Source organism: Actinomadura barringtoniae, assembly GCF_017573505.1.
Classification (GTDB): domain Bacteria; phylum Actinomycetota; class Actinomycetes; order Streptosporangiales; family Streptosporangiaceae; genus Spirillospora; species Spirillospora barringtoniae.
This window is the reverse complement of sequence record NZ_JAGEOJ010000012.1, coordinates 52,820-69,483: the sequence shown is the minus strand read 5'-3', so window position 1 is coordinate 69,483 and position 16,664 is coordinate 52,820. Positions and strand designations below refer to the sequence as shown.

Sequence of the window (16,664 nt, the reverse complement as noted above, 5' to 3'; positions counted from 1 at the left end):
CCCGCAGGGGTGACTGCCCGTTATTGGATTCTCCGACAGTGCTATCAAGCGTTGCGGCGACGCCGATGTCAACCGTTGGGATGTAACCGTGCCGAACCCGACACCATCCCCCGCGCGCAACTGTTCTCAGGTCGCGGACCGGTCGGCCATCGCCCTCGCCACTCCCAGGCGTGATGAGACGCCGAGCTTGGCGAAGATGTGCGAGATGTGCGTCTCCACCGTGCGCACGCTGATGAAGAGCCTCTCCGCGATCTGCTGGTTGGAGTCGCCCTCGATGATGAGCGCGACGACGTCGAGTTCGCGGCGGGAGAGGCCGTGGTCGTTTCCCGTCCGGCCGCCGGCCGAGGTGGGGACGTAGACGCCGAGGCGGCGTTGTTCGCGCACGACCTTGGCATTGAGCCCGCGCATCGAACAATCCTCGAATATCTGCCGCGCGTTCCGCAGCCGCGCCTTGGCGAGCGTCCGTTCGCCGGCCTCGCCGTGGGCCTTGGCGGCGGCCAGCTCCGCCTTTCCGGAGTCGGGTCTGCGGCCCGCCGCGCCGAGCAGTTCCGCGGCCTCCGCCGCGAGCGCCGCGGCGGCGCCCGGGTCGTTCAGCCGCAGCGCGTGCGCGCGGGCGAGCCGGGCGAGCCCGACCTCACCCGCGAGCTCCGGGCTCGCCATCGATTCGGCGAGGCCGGCCCAGCGGTGCGCGTCCTCGGCCCGGCCGGCCGTCGCCTCGGCATGACTCATGCGTTCGGCCGACGAGACGAGCGTTCCCGGATCCAGGTGCTCGGCCGGGCCCGCGTTCCACAGGTCGAGCATCGCCGCCGTGCCCTCCTCCATCCGCTCGGCCTCCAGCAGCGCGGCGGCATGGGTGTAGCGGGCCATGGCGCTCCACCACTCCCGCGCGTGCGGATCGACGGCCATCGCCTCCTCGCCCAGCCGCAGCGCGCGGTCGTGCTCGCCGAACTCGCTGGCGCACAGACACTGCTGCGTGATCGCGTACACGCGCAGCTCGTCGGAGCGGAGCAGCCGCCCCTCCTCCAGCGCCTCGTCCGCGGCCTTGGCGGCTTCCGGCAGGCGGCCGGTGAGGACGTGGAGCCGTGCGAGGCCGGCGAGGATGTAGCCGAGCATGTAGTTCTGCCCCGTCCTGAGGGCGAGCGCGCGCGTCTGTTCGAAGTGGTGCAGCGCGAGCTCGTACCGGCCGAGCAGGACCGTCGACCAGCAGAACCAGCCGAGGCTGTCCATGAACTGATGGAGATGCTCGTCGGGGGTCCCGTCGATGAGCGAGCCCGTCTCGTCGAGATACCGCAGCGCGTCGGCGACGCGTCCGTGCCCGTAAGCGGGCAGCGCCCGCATGGCCTCGACGGCGACCTCCAGGCCCGGGGGCCACTCCGGAGCGCGCTCGGGAATGTGGTCGAGCGCGGCCTGGGCGCCGTCGATGTCCAGGACCAGCAACCGGTCGGCGGCGGTCCGTGCGTGCAGGATCGCCGCGGCGGGCGACTCGGGGTCGGCGATCTTCGCCAGCTCGTCGCGTACGAACGCGCGCGCCAGCTCGTGCCTGCCGAGCTGCCGGTAGATGACGCCGCACAGCTGGACGGCCTTGGCGCGCCGCGCGTAGTCCTCGGCGGGCAGGATGCGCAGCAGCTCGGTGCCGGTGCCGCGCGCCATGTCCGCCCGCCCGCTCACGGCCTGCACGTGGAAGAGCTCGAAGAGCAGGTCGACGCGGTCGGGCAGCCCGGGATGCCCCGCGTCCTCGGGCATCAGGTCGAGCGCGGCCCGCAGCCAGTGCGCGGTGGTGGTCGGCGCGTGGGCGGCGACCGCGCGGGCGGCCTCGGTCAACGTCGCGATCGCCGCGCCGTCGCCGAACTGGGCCGAGTGCTCGACGTGCCGCGCGCGCACGACCGCCGGTGCGCCCAGCCTCTCCAGGTGGGCGGCGAGGCGGGCGTGGGCCGCCAGCCGCCATCCCGCGCCGGCGGACTCGTAGGCGGCCTGCCGCAGGAGGGGATGCCGGAAGCGGAAGTGGGCCGGTGCGGCCGGGCGGACGATGTCGCGGGCGACCAGCGTGTCCAGGCCGGACAGCGCCATGGACTCGGACATCCCGGAGGCGGCGGCGGTGAGTGTCGCGTTGAATTCATCTGAGATCACCGCGGCGCCCTGGGCGACGGTGCGGACGGCCGGATCGAGGTTGGCGAACTCGGCCTGCAGGGCTGCGCGGACGGCGAGCGGAAGCTCGGGGGAGAACTCGGCATCGACCGCCTGCTTGGCGGCGGTCCCGCCCGGATCCATCTGGGTGAGGGCCTCCAGATAGAACGGGTTGCCGCCGCTCTCCTGGAACAGTTCCCGGCGCCGCGAACGGCTGATCCGCGGGGTCAGGAACTCGTCGGCTTCGCCCTCGGTGAACGGCCGGACCGGGATCGCTCGCCCGCCCTCTTCTTCGCTGAGGGTGACCAGCTGGGCCGAGGCCTGCTGCGGGCGGTAACCCATCGCGACGAGGATCCTCGCCCGGGGCGGGTGCCGGACCAGGTAGTCCAGGAGGTCGAGCGACGGGGTGTCGGCCCAGTGGAGGTCGTCGAGGATGAGAACGAGGCCGCGTTCTTCCGCGATCAGTTCGAGGAGGCGGCGGGTGGCCCGGTGGAGGTGGTGGCGGGCGAGGCCGGAGAGATCGCCGGTGAGGCCGCTTCCCTCGGACAGCGTGGGGAACAGATGCGCGAGCAGGCACTTCTCGTCCGTGGTGAGGGCCAGGTCGGCTCGCTCGACGTGATCCTCAAGGGCGTCGAGGATCAGGCCGAACGGGGTCTCCTGCTCGAACTCGGTCGCGCGGCCCTCGAACACCGCCAGGTCCGGGGCCGCCCGGGTGGCCAGCTCGCGCAGGAGCCGGGTCTTGCCGACGCCCGGCTCACCGATGAGCGACAGCTGCAGGAAACCGCCGGTGCGGGTGGCGTTCAGCGCGCGGTCCAGCAGGTCCAGCACATCGCGGCGGCCGACCAGCCGTGCGGGCCGGTGCGATGCGTTCGGTGAAGACATGCCCTTCCATCCTGAGGCGCGCAAGATCAGACAGGCATCGTGCCACGGCCTGGGCGGACGTTCTACCGTTTTCCTGACAAGGGTAGTGAGATAGCGTGATTTGGGAGTCAGTGCGGCATGCCCTCCTCTAGGGCATGCGGGCGAAGGCCCTGAGCTGCCCGGCGAACGAGATCAGGTCGTCGAAGGCGTCGCTGGGGTGGTGGGACTGGTCGGCGAAGCGGCGGTGGACGCTGCGCGCGCGGTCGAGGTCGCCGCGGGTGATGCTGGCGGCGGCGATGACGAGGTGCGGCCATTCGGCTTCGGGGGTGATCCGCGCGGCCGTCGTGGAGATCTCGACGGCCCTGTCGAGGTCGCCCGAGTCCAGGTGGGCGAGCGCCATCTTCTCCAGGGTGAGCATGCGGAGGCGGTCCCAACGCTTGCGTTCGCGCACGACGTCGGTTTGGCCGACGCCTCGCAGCAGGTCCTTCGCCAAGAGCTTCACCACCAAGGGATCGGTGTCGACGGGCGGGCGGGCCGCGGCGAGGATGGTGCGCGCGACCGTGGTGGCGGCCTGATAGTCGACCGACACGTCGTCGGCCAGGGCGATCCGGTCCAGGTCGGAACGGAGCAGGCAGGCCCCTGTCTTGGTCAGGATCCGGCACACGGTCCTGCTCAGCTGCCTGCTCGCGTGGAACGGATCCGCGCCCGGCCACAGGCTCGCCGCGAGTTCGGTGCGCGACTGCTCGCCGTCGATCGCCAGTTTGATCAGGAGGAGTTCCTGCGTACTGGAGAGCGGGATGGCGCGCTCGTTCACCGAGCACTCGAAGTCGGGCAGGAGGTCGATGACGACCACGGACTGTCCGTGGGGCGCGTGTTCGTACATCGAGGTCTCCCGCCTGACGCGGCCTGGGAGAAACAACGATGTCTGTGAGGACGATGCGGCGACATCGTGGGCGACACGTATATGCGCGTCTCGGGGGTGTACGTGTGCGTTGGTGCAGGTCGGGAGGTGTGCTGACGGCTGGCGAGGAGGTAAGGGTTCCGTGCGGGGGATTTTGGGAGTGCTCAATCCCGGGTTTTGGTCACAACCCCAGGCGGGACCAGGAGCGGCGGGGGGAGTCGGCGATCCGGCTGAACGCGACCACGGCCAAGGGTGGGCGGTGGATCTGGTGTCCCTTGAGGCCGCGCATGAACGCGATCTGCTCCATGGTGGGAGGTCCGATGGCGAGGCTGCGCAGTGTGGCCTCGGCGGCGTCGGTCTGGCCGGTCGCTACTAGATAGGCGGCCGACATTGAGCCTGTACGGCCTACGCCGGCGCCGCAATGCACGAAGACCGGGCCCTGGGCGTCTCCTACGGTCGCCAGGAATTCGTTGACCTGGGCGGACGTGGGGACCTGGCCGTCGCGGATCGGCAGGTGGACCACGGTCAGGCCTGCCCGGATCGGCATTTCGCGGACGGCGGGAGGGAGATCCTCGGCGCGTAGGTCGACGACGGTGCGAACGCCGCGTGCGGCCAGTTCGCGGTAGCCCTCGGCGGTGGGCGCGCCGCCCCGCCACAGGTGTGCGTCTACCTGGGCGAAGTTGCGGATGCCGGGGACGGGAGCGGGGCGGGGGCCCTGCTCGGAGGCCCGCGCCGACGTGGTCATCGCCAGCACGCTCAGGCTCACTCCGGCCCAGGAGAGCGCGTAGCCGGTCAGACCGGCCAGGATGATCCAGCCGAGAACGCGCAAGCGTGGGCGTGGGAGATGCACGGTCCGAGACTAACCCCGGCGCCGGTCAGCTCAGGCCGACCCGAGCGGCCGCTTCTGACCAGGCTCGTTCGTCGCCGCTCGGCTCGTAGCGGCGGAGCTCCTGGGTGCGGGCGATCAGGGAGCGCATGTCGGCGAGCGAGCCGATGGACCCGTGTGAACGGGCCTGGACCAGCACGTTGCCCAGGGCGGTGGCCTCGACGGGACCGGCGACGACCGGGAGGCCGCAGGCGTCGGCGGTGAGGCGGCAGAGCAGTTCGTTGCGGCTGCCGCCGCCGACCAGGTGCACCACCTCGACGGGGCGGCCGGACAGTTCGGCGGCCTGGCGCAGGGCGGCGCGGTGGGCGAGCGCGAGGCTGTCCAGGACGCAGCGGACGATCTCGGCGCGGGTCTCGGGGATGGGGGTTCCGCGAAGTCTGCAGTGTTCGGCGATGCGGGCGGGCATGTCGCCCGGCGGGAGGAACGCGGGGTCGTCGGCGTCGATGACCGAACGCAGGGGCGGAACATCGGCGGCGGCAGCGAGCAGGTCGCCCAGGTCGGGGGAGTCCCAGGCGCGCAAGCACTCCTGGAGCAGCCAGAGCCCCATCACGTTGCGCAGGTAGCGGACCGTTCCGTCGATGCCGCGCTCGTTGGTGAAGTTGGCCTCGCGGCTCTGGGCGGTCAGAACGGGAAGCGGCAGCTCGACGCCGACCAGCGACCACGTTCCGCACGAGATGTAGCCGAAGCGGTCGCCTGCGGCCGGGACGGCGGCCACGGCGGAGGCGGTGTCGTGCGAGCCGACGGCCGTGACGGGCAGCGAAAGGCCCGTCTCGGTCGCGACGTCGGGGCGCAGCGTGCCGATGACGTCGCCGGGCTCGCGGAGGTCGGGGAGGAGATCCCGGGGGAGGCCCAGGCGGTCGAGGAGCGTGCGGGACCAGTTGCCTTCGCGGACGTCCAGCAGGCCGGTCGTCGAGGCGTTGGTGCGCTCGGCGCCGATCTCGCCGGTCAGCCAGTAGGCCAGCAGGTCGGGGACGAGCAGGAGCGTGCGGGCCTGGTCCAGGTCGGCGGCCAGCAGCTGGTAGACGGTGTTGAACGGCAGGAACTGCAGGCCGGACGTCTGGTAGAGGATCTCGTCGCCCAGCTCGGCCCGGACGCGGTCCATCACGCCGTCGGTACGGGAGTCGCGGTAGTGGACCGGGTTGCCGAGCAGCGCGCCGGTCTCGTCCAGCAGGCCGTAGTCGACGGCCCACGAGTCGATCCCCACCGAGACCAGGTCGCGGGGGGCGGCGCGGAGGCCGTCCAGGATGTTGCCGTACAGGCCGAGGATGTCCCAGTGGAGCGTTCCGGCGACTCGGACCGGGCGGTTCGGGAAGCGCCGCACCTCGGTCAGGTCGAGCGTTCCGGGACCGACGCGCGCGCTCATGACGCGCCCGCTGGAGGCGCCCAGGTCGACGGCGGCGAACGTGGCGATGCTCATGAGAGGACGACCAGGACTTCCAGGACGCGGGGGCCGTGCACGCCCTCGACCCGCGACAGCTCGATGTCGCTGGTGGCGGACGGGCCGGAGACGAAGGTGAGCGGGCGGCGCGGGTCCAGGCGTTCCAGCGCCTCGGGGACGTCGGGCGCGATCTGCTCCGCGGAAACGATCACGAGGTGGCGGTCGGGGATGAGGGAGAGCGCCCGGCGACCTTGGGCCGCGCCGTGGTCGAGCACGATCGTGCCGGTCTCGGCGATCGCGACGGCGCAGCCGCTGACTGCTCCGTCCACGGTCGGCGGGGTGGGGCCGAGCCAGGCGGCCGGGAGATCGTCGGGAACGGACAGGCGGCCCTCGGGCCAGCCCGCCAGCACCTCGGCGATCGCTTGCGGGAGGTCGGCTTCGTTCACCTGGCGTACGGTCGCGCGGTAGTCGGCGGCGCGTTCCACGAACAGGTCGACGATGCCGTCCTCGTGGTGGTGCCGCAGGTAGGCGCGTTCGATCCGGTCGTAGGAGGCGGAGATCTCGGCGGCGTCCCGGGTCGGGACCACTCGCTCGATCCGGGCCAGGATCTCTTCGCGGGCGCTCACTTGCGGCCTCCGTCCGTCCTGGCCCACCAGGCGCGGAACGACTCGGCCGGGGGAACGGGCACGTCACGGGTCTTGGTCCAGGCCTTCAGCGGCCCGGGCAGCCGTCGGATCCGGCCGTTCGGCCCGCGCCCGACGACCAGGCGGCCGAGCGACGCCGCCCGTTGCGCCAGCGCGAGCCGGCGTGGCGAACGCAGGGTCCAGCCCGCCGCCTTCATCGCCGTCCGCTCCAGCGGATGTCGCGGCCCCTGCTCGACGGCACGGGCGCGCAGATGCACCAGCACCTCGGGGATGTCGATGGCGACCGGGCAGGCGTCGAAGCACGCGCCGCACAGCGACGACGCGTACGGCAGCGAGGCGTCCACCTCCGATCCGATGCCCCGGATCTGCGGTGAGAGGATCGCGCCGATCGGTCCCGGGTAGGGCGACCCGTAGGCGTGGCCGCCCGCACGCTGGTAGACCGGGCACACGTTCAGGCAGGCCGAGCAGCGGATGCAGCGCAGCGCCTGCCGCCCCACCTCGTCGGCCAGCGTCGCCGTACGGCCGTTGTCCAGCAGGACCAGATGGAAGTCGCGCGGCCCGTCGCCCTCCGCCGGGCCCGTCCAGGACGAGGTGTACGGGTTCATCCGCTCGGCCGTGGACGACCGGGGAAGCAGCTGGAGGAAGACCTCGAGATCCCGCCAGCTCGGCACGATCTTCTCGATGCCCATCACCGAGATCAGCGTCTCGGGGAGCGTCAGGCACATGCGGCCGTTGCCCTCCGACTCCAGCACCACGAGGGTCCCGGTGTCGGCCACGGCGAAGTTGACGCCGGAGATCCCGACCTTGGCCGACAGGAACCGGGCCCGCAGGTGGAGGCGGGCGGCCTCGGCCAGCTCGGCGGGGGAGTCGGTCAGGCCTTCGGGGACGTCCGGCATCTTCTCCAGGAAGATGTCGCGGATCTCCGACCGGTTGCGGTGGATGGCGGGGACCAGGATGTGCGACGGCCGGTCGTCGCCGAGCTGCACGATCAGCTCGGCGAGGTCGGTCTCGTAGGCGGAGATGCCCGCCTCGGCGAGCGCCTCGTTCAGGCCGATCTCCTGGGTGGCCATCGACTTGACCTTGACGACCTCGGTCTCGCCGGTGGCCTTCACCAGGCCCGTCACGATGCGGTTGGCCTCGTCGGCGTCGCGCGCCCAGTGAACGGTGCCGCCCGCCTCGGTGACCCGTTCCTCCAGCAGCCGCAGGTAGTGGCCGAGGTTCGCCAGAACGTGGTCCTTGATCTGCTTGCCGGACTCGCGCAGCGCCGCCCAGTCGTCCAGCTCGGCGACGGCCCCGGCGCGGCGGCCGCGGATGGTGGTCGTGGCGTGGGCGAGGTTGGCGCGCAGCCGCGAGTCGTTCACGGCCTCCCGCGCCGCCTGCGGGAACGCGGGCATCCCGAGGTAGGTCGGCATGGTCATGACGTGTCCTCCTCGGTGGCGGCGAGGATCTCGGCGAGATGAACGGGCCGTACGCCCGCGCCGGTGCGGCTCAGCGTGCCGCCGATGTGCATCAGGCAGGAGTTGTCGGCGGCGCACAGCGTGTCCGCCCCGGTGCCGCGGACGTCGGCGACCTTGTCCGCGGCCATCGCGGCGGACACGTCGGAGTTCTTGAGCGCGAACGTGCCGCCGAACCCGCAGCACTCCTCGGCGTCGGGCAGCTCGACCAGGTCGATGCCGCGCACCTCGCGCAGGAGCCTCAGCGGCCGGTCGCCGATGCGCAGCATCCGCAGCGAGTGGCAGGTCGGGTGGTAGGTCACGCGGTGCGGGAAGTACGCGCCGACATCGGTGACCCCGAGCACGTCGACGAGGAGCTCCGACAACTCGTACACCCGCGACGCGACCTCCGCCGAACCCGGGACCAGCCGGGGATGCCAGTCGCGCACCATCGCCGCGCACGACGCCGACGGGGTCACCACCGCGTCGTAGCCGGCGAACGCCGACGCGAAGCCCTCGACGAGCGGGACGGCCTGGGCGCGGTAGCCGGTGTTGAGGTGCATCTGCCCGCAGCACGTCTGTGCCACCGGGAACTCCACCTCGTGCCCGAGCCGCCGCAGCAGCGCGACGACCGCCATCCCCGTACGCGGGAACATCGTGTCGTTCACGCACGTGACGAAGAGCCCGATCTTCATCCGAGGGCTCCGTCGAGCTCCCGGCTCGATTCGCGCACGACCAGCTCGGGCTGGAACATGACCTGCTGGTGCGCGTGGCCCTCGGCGTCGTCGCACTCCTCCAGCAGCAGCTCGGTGGCGATCCGGCCGAGCTGGTAGGTCGGCTGGCGCACCGAGCTCAGCGGGACCGCGGCCGCCGCCGAGAACTCGATGTCGTCGTAGCCGATCAGCGCGACGTCCGACGGCACCTTCAGGCCCGCCTGGAGCAGCACCCGCAGCACGCCGAGCGCCAGCAGGTCGTTCGCGCAGAAGATCGCGTCGGGCAGCGGCCCGTCGTCGTCCAGCAGCCGCCGTGCGGCCTCCTGACCGGCCCGCGCGTTCATCGCCGGAACGGTCAGCTCGCGCATCGCCTCGCGGTTCAGCCCCGCCGCGCGCAGCGCCCGGAGCGCGCCCTTGCGCCGGTCGACGCACTGCCGCAGCGCGGCGGGCCCGGTGACGAACGCCAGCGTGCGGGCCCCGGAGGCGAGCAGGTGGCCGACGGCGAGCTCGCCGCCCGCCACGTCGTCCACGGCGACCGAGCACTGGTTCGCGCGCGGCGTCGGGTGGTCGAGCAGCACGACCGGGACGTTGCGTTCGCGCAGCAGGTCGGCCTTCTCGCCGTCGTCGCCGACCGGCGTGACCAGGACGCCGCGCACGCGCTGCTCGGCGAAGACGCGGATGTTGCGGCGCTCGCGCTCGTCGGACTCGCCCGAGGACGACAGGATCACCGCGTAGCCGCGCTCGCTGGCGACGTCCTCGACGCCGCGGGCCAGGTCGGTGAAGAACGGGTTGGCCAGGTCCAGGACCATCAGGCCGATCGTGCTGCTGTGCCCGGCGCGCAGCGTGGACGCCGAGCCGTTGCGGACGAAGCCGAGCTCGCGGATGGCGGCCTCCACCCGTTCCCGGGTCGCGGCGGCCACCCGCTCGGGGCGGTTCAGCACGTTGGAGACGGTGCCGGGGGAGACGCCGGCGTGCCGCGCCACCTGCTTGATGCCCACCGCGCCGCGGTGGCCGGTGTCGTCTGTGCTCACTCTGTGCCCCCGGTCGATGCGCTGGTCGATGCGCTGGTTCCGCGGCTCACTCTGAGTCATCCGGTTAAAACGTGTCAACCCCAACTTGATGATCTCCAGAGACAGAAACCCTGCGATCAGGGGGGTCTTGACGAGTGGCGTGGCCCACATCTAGCGTCCATCGCAACGTCAGAGTTAAAACGTTTTTCATCCAAGTGTCCTCGACACCCCCCGCGAGGAGGGTCGCCATGAGTGCCTCCGCCCCGTCGGCGCCGCCGACATTGGCACTGGTCAATGTGAGCAAGTCGTTCGGTGCCGTGCAGGCCCTGCGGGACGTCACGCTGGAGCTCCACGCGGGCGAGGTGCACGCGCTGGCGGGAGAGAACGGCGCCGGCAAGTCCACCGTCGTAAAAACGTTCGCAGGCGTCCACCGCCCCGACCTCGGTCAGGTCCGCGTGGACGGCGAGCCGGTCGACTTCCACGGGCCCGCCGACGCCCAGGCCGCGGGCGTCGCGGTCATCTACCAGGAGCCGACGCTCTTCCCCGACCTGTCGGTCGCCGAGAACATCTTCATGGGCCGCCAGCCGCGCACCGGGCTGGGCCGCATCGACCGCAAGGCCGTGCACGCCGAGACCGCCAAGCTGTTCGAACGGCTCGGCGTCGCCCTCGACCCGCGCCAGCCCGCACGCGGCCTGTCGATCGCCGACCAGCAGGTCGTCGAGATCGCCAAGGCCATCTCCCGGGACGCGCGGGTGCTCATCATGGACGAGCCGACCGCCGCCCTGACCGGCCAGGAGGTCGCGCGCCTCTTCGCGGTCACGCGCACGCTGCAGGAGCAGGGCTGCGCGATCCTGTTCATCTCGCACCGGCTGGACGAGATCTTCGAGCTCTGCCAGCGGGTCACCACCCTGCGCGACGGCTCCCACATCGCCACCGAGCCCGTCGACGGGCTCACCCCCGACGACCTGGTCCGCCGCATGGTCGGCCGCGACCTGGACGCGCTCTACCCCAAGCAGGACGTCACGCCAGGCGAGGTCGCGCTCAAGGTCTCCCGCCTCACCCGCGAGGGCGTCTTCACCGACATCTCCTTCGAGGTCCGGCGCGGCGAGATCGTCGCGCTGGCCGGGCTGGTCGGCGCGGGCCGCAGCGAGGTCGCCCGCGCGATCTTCGGCGTGGACCGCTGGGACGCCGGGAACGTCGAGGTCGCCGGACGGCGCCTGCCCGCCGCCAGCCCCACCGCCGCGATGGCGGCCGGGCTCGCGCTCGTTCCCGAGGACCGCCGCCAGCAGGGCCTGGTGATGGAGATGTCCATCGAACGCAACATCGGCCTCACCCAGCTGCGCTCGCTGCGCCGCGCCACCGGGCGCGGCCCGCTGATCTCGCAGTCGGTCGAACGCGACCGCGCCAAGGACTGGGCGCTGCGCCTCCAGCTGAAGTACGCCCGGCTGACCGACACCGTCGGCGTGCTGTCGGGCGGCAACCAGCAGAAGGTCGTGCTCGCCAAGTGGCTGGCCACCGAGCCGACCGTCCTCATCGTGGACGAGCCGACCCGCGGCATCGACGTCGGCACCAAGGCCGAGGTCCACCGGCTGCTGTCGGAACTGGCCGCCGAGGACCTGGCCGTCCTCATGATCTCCTCCGACCTGCCCGAGGTGATCGGCATGGCCGACCGCGTGCTGGTCATGCACGAGGGCCGGCTCACCGCCGAGATCCCGCGCGCGGACGCGACCGAGGAGAGCGTGATGGCCGCCGCGACCGGCCGGACCGGCAACGGAAAGGCGGCCTGAAGGACATGACGTGCTCATGGTCGCGGCTCCGCCGCTCCGGGTCATGGGGCGCCGACTCCTGGCCTTCCCTCGTCACTCCGGTCGCTGCGCTCCCTGCGCTCCTCAGTCCAGGCCAGGAGGCCCCATGACCGTGCTCACCCAGTCCCCGGCCAAGCCGGGCGACGCGGGCGGACCCGCCGGAGGCGGCCGCCGCCTGGTCGACATGGTGCTGCGCGCCCGCGAGCTCAGCATCCTCGGCGCCCTGATCGTCCTGGTGGTCGCCACCACGATCGCCAACCCGCGCTTCCTGTCCGAGCAGGGCGTCAAGGACATCTTCCTGAACGCCTCCATCCTGGCGCTGCTCGCCGTCGGCCAGACCATGGTCGTGGTCACCCGCAACATCGATCTGTCGGTCGGCTCGGTCGTCGGGCTCGTCGCGTTCGTCAGCGGCAAGTACGCCTCGTCCGGCGACCGCAACCTGGTGCTGATCGCGCTGGTCGGCGTCGCGATCGGGCTCGCGTGCGGGCTGGTGAACGGCCTGCTCGTCAGCTTCTGCAAGGTCCCGGCGCTGGTCGTCACGCTCGGCACGCTGTACGTGATCCAGGGCCTGGACCACTACATCGCGCACGGCGAGCAGATCGGCGCGGCCGACCTGCCGTCCGCGCTGCTCAGCCTCGGCAACGACGCGGTGCTCGGCATCCCCTACCTGCCGATCATCACCGTGCTCGTGATGCTGGTCATCGGCTTCTACCTGCGCTCCTACTCCTCCGGCCGCGAGTTCTACGCCATCGGGTCGAGTCCCGAGGCCGCGAGCCTGGCGGGCGTCCCGATCCGCCGCCGCGTGCTGACCGCCTACCTGGTGAGCGGCGGCCTGGCGGGCCTCGCCGGAGTGCTGTGGCTGGCCCGGTTCGGCACGGTCGTCGCCGACGCCGCGCACGGCTGGGAGCTCAAGGTCGTCAGCGCGGTCGTGGTCGGCGGCGTCGCCATCGTCGGCGGCACCGGCACGGTCTACGGCGCCGCGCTCGGCGCCCTGCTGCTCACCACCATCGGCAGCGTGCTGGTGGTGCTGAAGGTCACCCCGTTCTGGCAGGACGCCATCACCGGCGTGCTCCTGCTGCTGGCCATCACGGTCGACCGCCTGCTGGCGCTGCGCGTCACCCGCGTGCTGAGAGCGCGCGGCCGCAAGATGAGGAGGACGCGCGATGCGGCTTGAGGCCCGCAACCTCGTGCGCTGGGAGACCGCGGTCACCCTGCTGCTGGTCCTGGTCTTCGCCTCCGGCGCCGGGTTCTCCCCGGACTTCGCCAACAGCGACAACCTCTCGTTCGCGCTCGGCGACCTGTCGGAGATCGCGCTGATCGCGCTGCCGATGACGATGCTGGTGGTCTGCGGCCAGGTGGACCTGTCGGTCGCCTCGGTGCTCGGCCTGTGCAGCGCGCTCACCGGCAAGCTGTGGGACGGCGGCATGTCGATCGAGACGATCATCCCGCTGGTGCTGCTGGTCGGGCTGGTCTGCGGGCTGGTGAACGGCCTGCTGGTCACCAGGCTGGGACTGCCGTCGCTGGCGGTGACGATCGGCACGCTGACCCTCTACCGGGGGCTGGCGTACGTGACGCTCGGGACCGAGGCGGTCTCGCAGTTCCCGCAGCAGTACTCCGACCTGGCCACCAAGTCGATCCCCGGCACCTTCATCCCCTATCCGATCGCGTTCTTCGCCGTGCTCGCGATCGCCACCGCCATCACCCTGCACGCGACCGGCGCGGGCCGGGCGATGTTCGCGATCGGCGCCCAGGAGGACGCCGCCTACTTCGCCGGTATCCGGGTCAAGCGGATCAAGCTCGTGCTGTTCGCGGTGTCGGGCCTGGTCGCCGGGTTCGCCGGCATCGTCTTCACGCTGCGCTACGGCAGCGCCCGCGCCGACAACGGCCTCGGCCTCGAACTCACCGTGATCGCGGCGGTGCTGCTCGGCGGCGTCGACTTCGACGGCGGCAAGGGCACCCTCGGCGGCGTCATCGCCGCCGTGCTGCTGATCGGCATCCTCCGCAACCTGCTCATGCTGAACGACGTCTCGACCGAGATCCAGTCGATCGTCACCGGCCTGCTGCTCATCGTGTCCGTGCTCACGCCCCGCCTGATCGCCGTAGTCCGCGAGATCCGCGACCGGAGACAGGCGCTGGCCGCGGGCGCGGCCGCGACCCCCTGACCTTCCCTCTCCCACCCCCTGAAAGGCAACGACGATGACCGTTCGATCGCGCATGCCCGTACGCGCCCTCGCCACCGCCACAGCGCTGGCCCTCGGTCTCGCCGCGTGCGGCGGCACCACCAAGAAGTCCTCCGAAGACTCCGGCGGTGCGGCCCCCGCGGGCGCCACCGCCAAGGCCGACCCGAACGCGCCCCTGAAGAAGGGCCTGAAGCTGGCGTTCCTGCCCAAGCAGGTCAACAACCCGTACGAGAAGATCGTCGACGACGCGGGCATCGCCGCGGCCGGCGAGTTCAGCGGGTCGGCCAAGGAGGTCGGCCCGTCCGACGCCTCGGCCTCCTCGCAGGTCTCCTACATCAACACCCTGATCCAGCAGCAGCACGACGCCATCCTCATCGCGGCCAACGACGAGAACGCGGTGTGCGGCCCGCTCAAGCAGGCCATGGCCAAGAAGATCAAGATCGTCGCGTACGACTCCGACACCGCCAAGGACTGCCGCAACCTGTTCATCAACCAGGCGAGCTCGGAGGAGATCGGCCGCAGTCAGATCAAGATGGTGTCCGAGCAGCTCGGCGGCAAGGGCGACATCGCGATCCTGTCCGCGACGGCCAACGCCACCAACCAGAACACCTGGATCAAGTTCATGCAGGACGAGCTGAAGAAGCCCGAGTACTCTGGGCTGAAGCTCGTCAAGGTCGCCTACGGTGACGACGACGACCAGAAGTCGTTCCAGCAGACCCAGGGACTGCTGCAGGCCTACCCGAACCTGAAGGGCATCATCGCCCCGACCACGGTCGGCATCGCCGCCGCGGCCCGCTACATCTCCGGCTCCAAGTACAAGGGCAAGGTCGCGGTGACCGGCCTCGGCACGCCCGACCAGATGCGCAAGTTCGTCAAGGACGGCACGGTCAAGCAGTTCGCGCTCTGGAACCCCAAGGACCTCGGCTACCTGGCCTCCTACGCCGCCGCCGCGCTCTCGTCCGGGCAGATCACCGGCGCCCAGGGCCAGACGTTCAAGGCCGGCAAGCTCGGTGACCGCACCATCGGCGCCGACGGCGAGGTGATCCTCGGCCCGCCGACCGTCTTCGATGCCAAGAACATCGACGAGTTCCACTTCTAAATGCCGACGAAGTCGGTCGGGGGGGCGTGGGGGGTCGTCCCCCCCTCGGGAGGAACATGCAGCGGGTCTGTTTTCTGCTGAAGGTCAGGCAGGACCGCCTGGAGGAGTACAAGCGACGCCACCAGGCGGTCTGGCCCGACATGCTCGCCGCCCTCCGCGACACCGGATGGCACAACTACTCGCTCTTCCTGCGTGACGACGGCCTGCTGGTCGGTTACTTCGAGACCGACGACCTCGAGGCCGCTCAGGCCGGGATGGCCCGTACCGACGTCAACGCCCGCTGGCAGGCGGAGATGGCGCCGTTCTTCGAGGACCTGGACGGCCGCCCCGACGAGGGGATGCGGCCGCTCACCGAGGTCTTCCACCTCGACTAGCAGGTCTTCCACTTCGACCAGCAGATCTTCCACCTGGACTAGAAGATCGGAGACGCACGACCGTGACAGACATCAGCGCGGTGAAGGACGCCCTGCGCCGCCAGCACATCGAGACCCCCTCGTGGGCGTACGGGAACTCCGGCACCCGGTTCAAGGTCTTCGCTCAGGCGGGCGTGCCCCGCACCCCGCAGGAGAAGATCGACGATGCCGCCCAGGTGCACCGCTACACCGGCGTCGCCCCCTCGGTCGCGATCCACATCCCCTGGGACGCCGTCGACGACTACGCCGCGCTCGCCGCGCACGCCCGCGACAAGGGGGTGCGCATCGGGGCGGTCAACACCAACGTCTTCCAGGACGACGACTACATGCTGGGCAGCGTCACCAACCCCGACCCGGCGATCCGCAAGAAGGCACTCGGGCACCTGCTGGCGTGCGTCGACATCATGGACGAGGTCGGCTCGAACGACCTGAAGCTGTGGTTCTCCGACGGCACCAACTACCCCGGCCAGGACGACCTGCGCGCCCGGCAGGACCGGATGGCCGAGGCGCTGGCGGCGGTGTACGAGCGGCTCGGCGACGACCAGCGGTTCCTGCTGGAGTACAAGCTGTTCGAGCCCGCGTTCTACGCCACCGACCTGCCGGACTGGGGCACCTCGTACGCCCACTGCCTGAAGCTCGGCCCCAAGGCACAGGTCGTCGTCGACACCGGCCACCACGCGCCGGGCACCAACATCGAGTTCATCGTGGCGTTCCTGCTGCGCGAGGGGAAGCTCGGCGGCTTCGACTTCAACTCCCGCTTCTACGCCGACGACGACCTGATGGTGGGCGCGGCCGACCCGTTCCAGCTGTTCCGGATCATGCACGAGGTGGTGCGGGGCGGCGGGTACGACCCGGCGACGGGCGTGGCGTTCATGCTCGACCAGTGCCACAACATCGAGCCGAAGATCCAGGGCCAGATCCGCTCGGTGATGAACGTGCAGGAGGCCACCGCCAAGGCGCTGCTGGTCGACGTGGACGCGCTGCGCGCCGCGCAGAACGCCGGTGACGTGCTGGGCGCGAACGCGGTCTACATGGACGCCTACAACACCGACGTGCGCCCGCTGCTGGCCGAGCTGCGCGAGGAGATGGGCCTGCACGCCGATCCGATCGCCGCGTACCGGGCCTCTGGCTACCTCGAGCGCGTCATCGACGAGCGCAAGGACGGCCAGGCCGCGGGGTGGGGCGCGTGAGACCCCGACGCGTGAGACCCCGGCGCG

The 16,664-nt window shown here is 71.2% G+C and carries 14 protein-coding genes; 6 read left to right on the top strand and 8 right to left on the bottom strand.

Going from position 1 to position 16,664, the window contains the following annotated elements; all coding sequences use genetic code 11:
* Positions 1-126: 126 nt before the first annotated feature.
* From J4573_RS28270 to J4573_RS28235, 8 genes are all read right to left on the bottom strand, one after another.
* The gene (locus tag J4573_RS28270) at positions 127-3,006 is read right to left on the bottom strand and encodes a helix-turn-helix transcriptional regulator (protein ID WP_208258935.1); all 2,880 of its coding nucleotides are present in this window, start codon (positions 3,004-3,006) and stop codon (positions 127-129) included.
* Between the two features lie 127 nt (positions 3,007-3,133).
* A complete protein-coding gene (locus J4573_RS28265; protein WP_208258934.1) occupies positions 3,134-3,868 on the bottom strand; it encodes a bacterial transcriptional activator domain-containing protein in 735 nt (244 codons plus the stop codon).
* Between the two features lie 199 nt (positions 3,869-4,067).
* The gene (locus tag J4573_RS28260; RefSeq protein ID WP_307796956.1) at positions 4,068-4,736 is read right to left on the bottom strand and encodes a fused DSP-PTPase phosphatase/NAD kinase-like protein; all 669 of its coding nucleotides are present in this window, start codon (positions 4,734-4,736) and stop codon (positions 4,068-4,070) included.
* A gap of 25 nt (positions 4,737-4,761) precedes the next feature.
* Positions 4,762-6,189 (bottom strand): rhamnulokinase, encoded by a 1,428-nt coding sequence (locus J4573_RS28255; protein WP_208258933.1) that lies wholly within the window; start codon positions 6,187-6,189, stop codon positions 4,762-4,764.
* Entirely contained in the window at positions 6,186-6,776 is a 591-nt protein-coding gene (locus tag J4573_RS28250) for a LutC/YkgG family protein (protein ID WP_208258932.1), read from the bottom strand. The genes J4573_RS28255 and J4573_RS28250 overlap by 4 nt, the downstream gene beginning before the upstream one ends.
* Entirely contained in the window at positions 6,773-8,212 is a 1,440-nt protein-coding gene (locus J4573_RS28245; protein WP_208258931.1) for a LutB/LldF family L-lactate oxidation iron-sulfur protein, read from the bottom strand. Before J4573_RS28245 ends, J4573_RS28250 begins: the two co-directional genes overlap by 4 nt.
* Positions 8,209-8,922: a (Fe-S)-binding protein gene (locus J4573_RS28240; protein WP_208258930.1), complete on the bottom strand. Its 714-nt coding sequence runs from the start codon at positions 8,920-8,922 to the stop codon at positions 8,209-8,211. The genes J4573_RS28245 and J4573_RS28240 overlap by 4 nt, the downstream gene beginning before the upstream one ends.
* Positions 8,919-10,031 carry a LacI family DNA-binding transcriptional regulator gene (locus tag J4573_RS28235; RefSeq protein WP_208258929.1) on the bottom strand — a complete coding sequence of 371 codons (1,113 nt, stop codon included), beginning with the start codon at positions 10,029-10,031 and terminating at the stop codon, positions 8,919-8,921. Before J4573_RS28235 ends, J4573_RS28240 begins: the two co-directional genes overlap by 4 nt.
* 167 nt (positions 10,032-10,198) lie before the next feature.
* Between J4573_RS28235 and J4573_RS28230 the strand changes: the two genes are divergently transcribed.
* The 6 genes from J4573_RS28230 (at position 10,199) to rhaI (ending at position 16,637) form a co-directional block, all read left to right on the top strand.
* Positions 10,199-11,737: a sugar ABC transporter ATP-binding protein gene (locus tag J4573_RS28230; protein WP_208258928.1), complete on the top strand. Its 1,539-nt coding sequence runs from the start codon at positions 10,199-10,201 to the stop codon at positions 11,735-11,737.
* Positions 11,738-11,861: 124 nt separating this feature from the next.
* Positions 11,862-12,929 carry an ABC transporter permease gene (locus J4573_RS28225; RefSeq protein ID WP_208258927.1) on the top strand — a complete coding sequence of 356 codons (1,068 nt, stop codon included), beginning with the start codon at positions 11,862-11,864 and terminating at the stop codon, positions 12,927-12,929.
* Complete coding sequence (locus tag J4573_RS28220; protein WP_208258926.1) at positions 12,919-13,917, top strand: ABC transporter permease; 999 nt, start codon at positions 12,919-12,921, stop codon at positions 13,915-13,917. The genes J4573_RS28225 and J4573_RS28220 overlap by 11 nt, the downstream gene beginning before the upstream one ends.
* A gap of 34 nt (positions 13,918-13,951) precedes the next feature.
* Entirely contained in the window at positions 13,952-15,034 is a 1,083-nt protein-coding gene (gene rhaS, locus J4573_RS28215; protein WP_208258925.1) for a rhamnose ABC transporter substrate-binding protein, read from the top strand.
* Positions 15,035-15,090: 56 nt separating this feature from the next.
* Positions 15,091-15,408 (top strand): L-rhamnose mutarotase, encoded by a 318-nt coding sequence (locus J4573_RS28210; protein ID WP_208258924.1) that lies wholly within the window; start codon positions 15,091-15,093, stop codon positions 15,406-15,408.
* Between the two features lie 62 nt (positions 15,409-15,470).
* On the top strand, positions 15,471-16,637 hold the full coding sequence (rhaI, locus tag J4573_RS28205) for an L-rhamnose isomerase (RefSeq protein ID WP_208258923.1): 1,167 nt from the start codon (positions 15,471-15,473) through the stop codon (positions 16,635-16,637).
* The last annotated feature ends 27 nt before the right edge of the window (positions 16,638-16,664 follow it).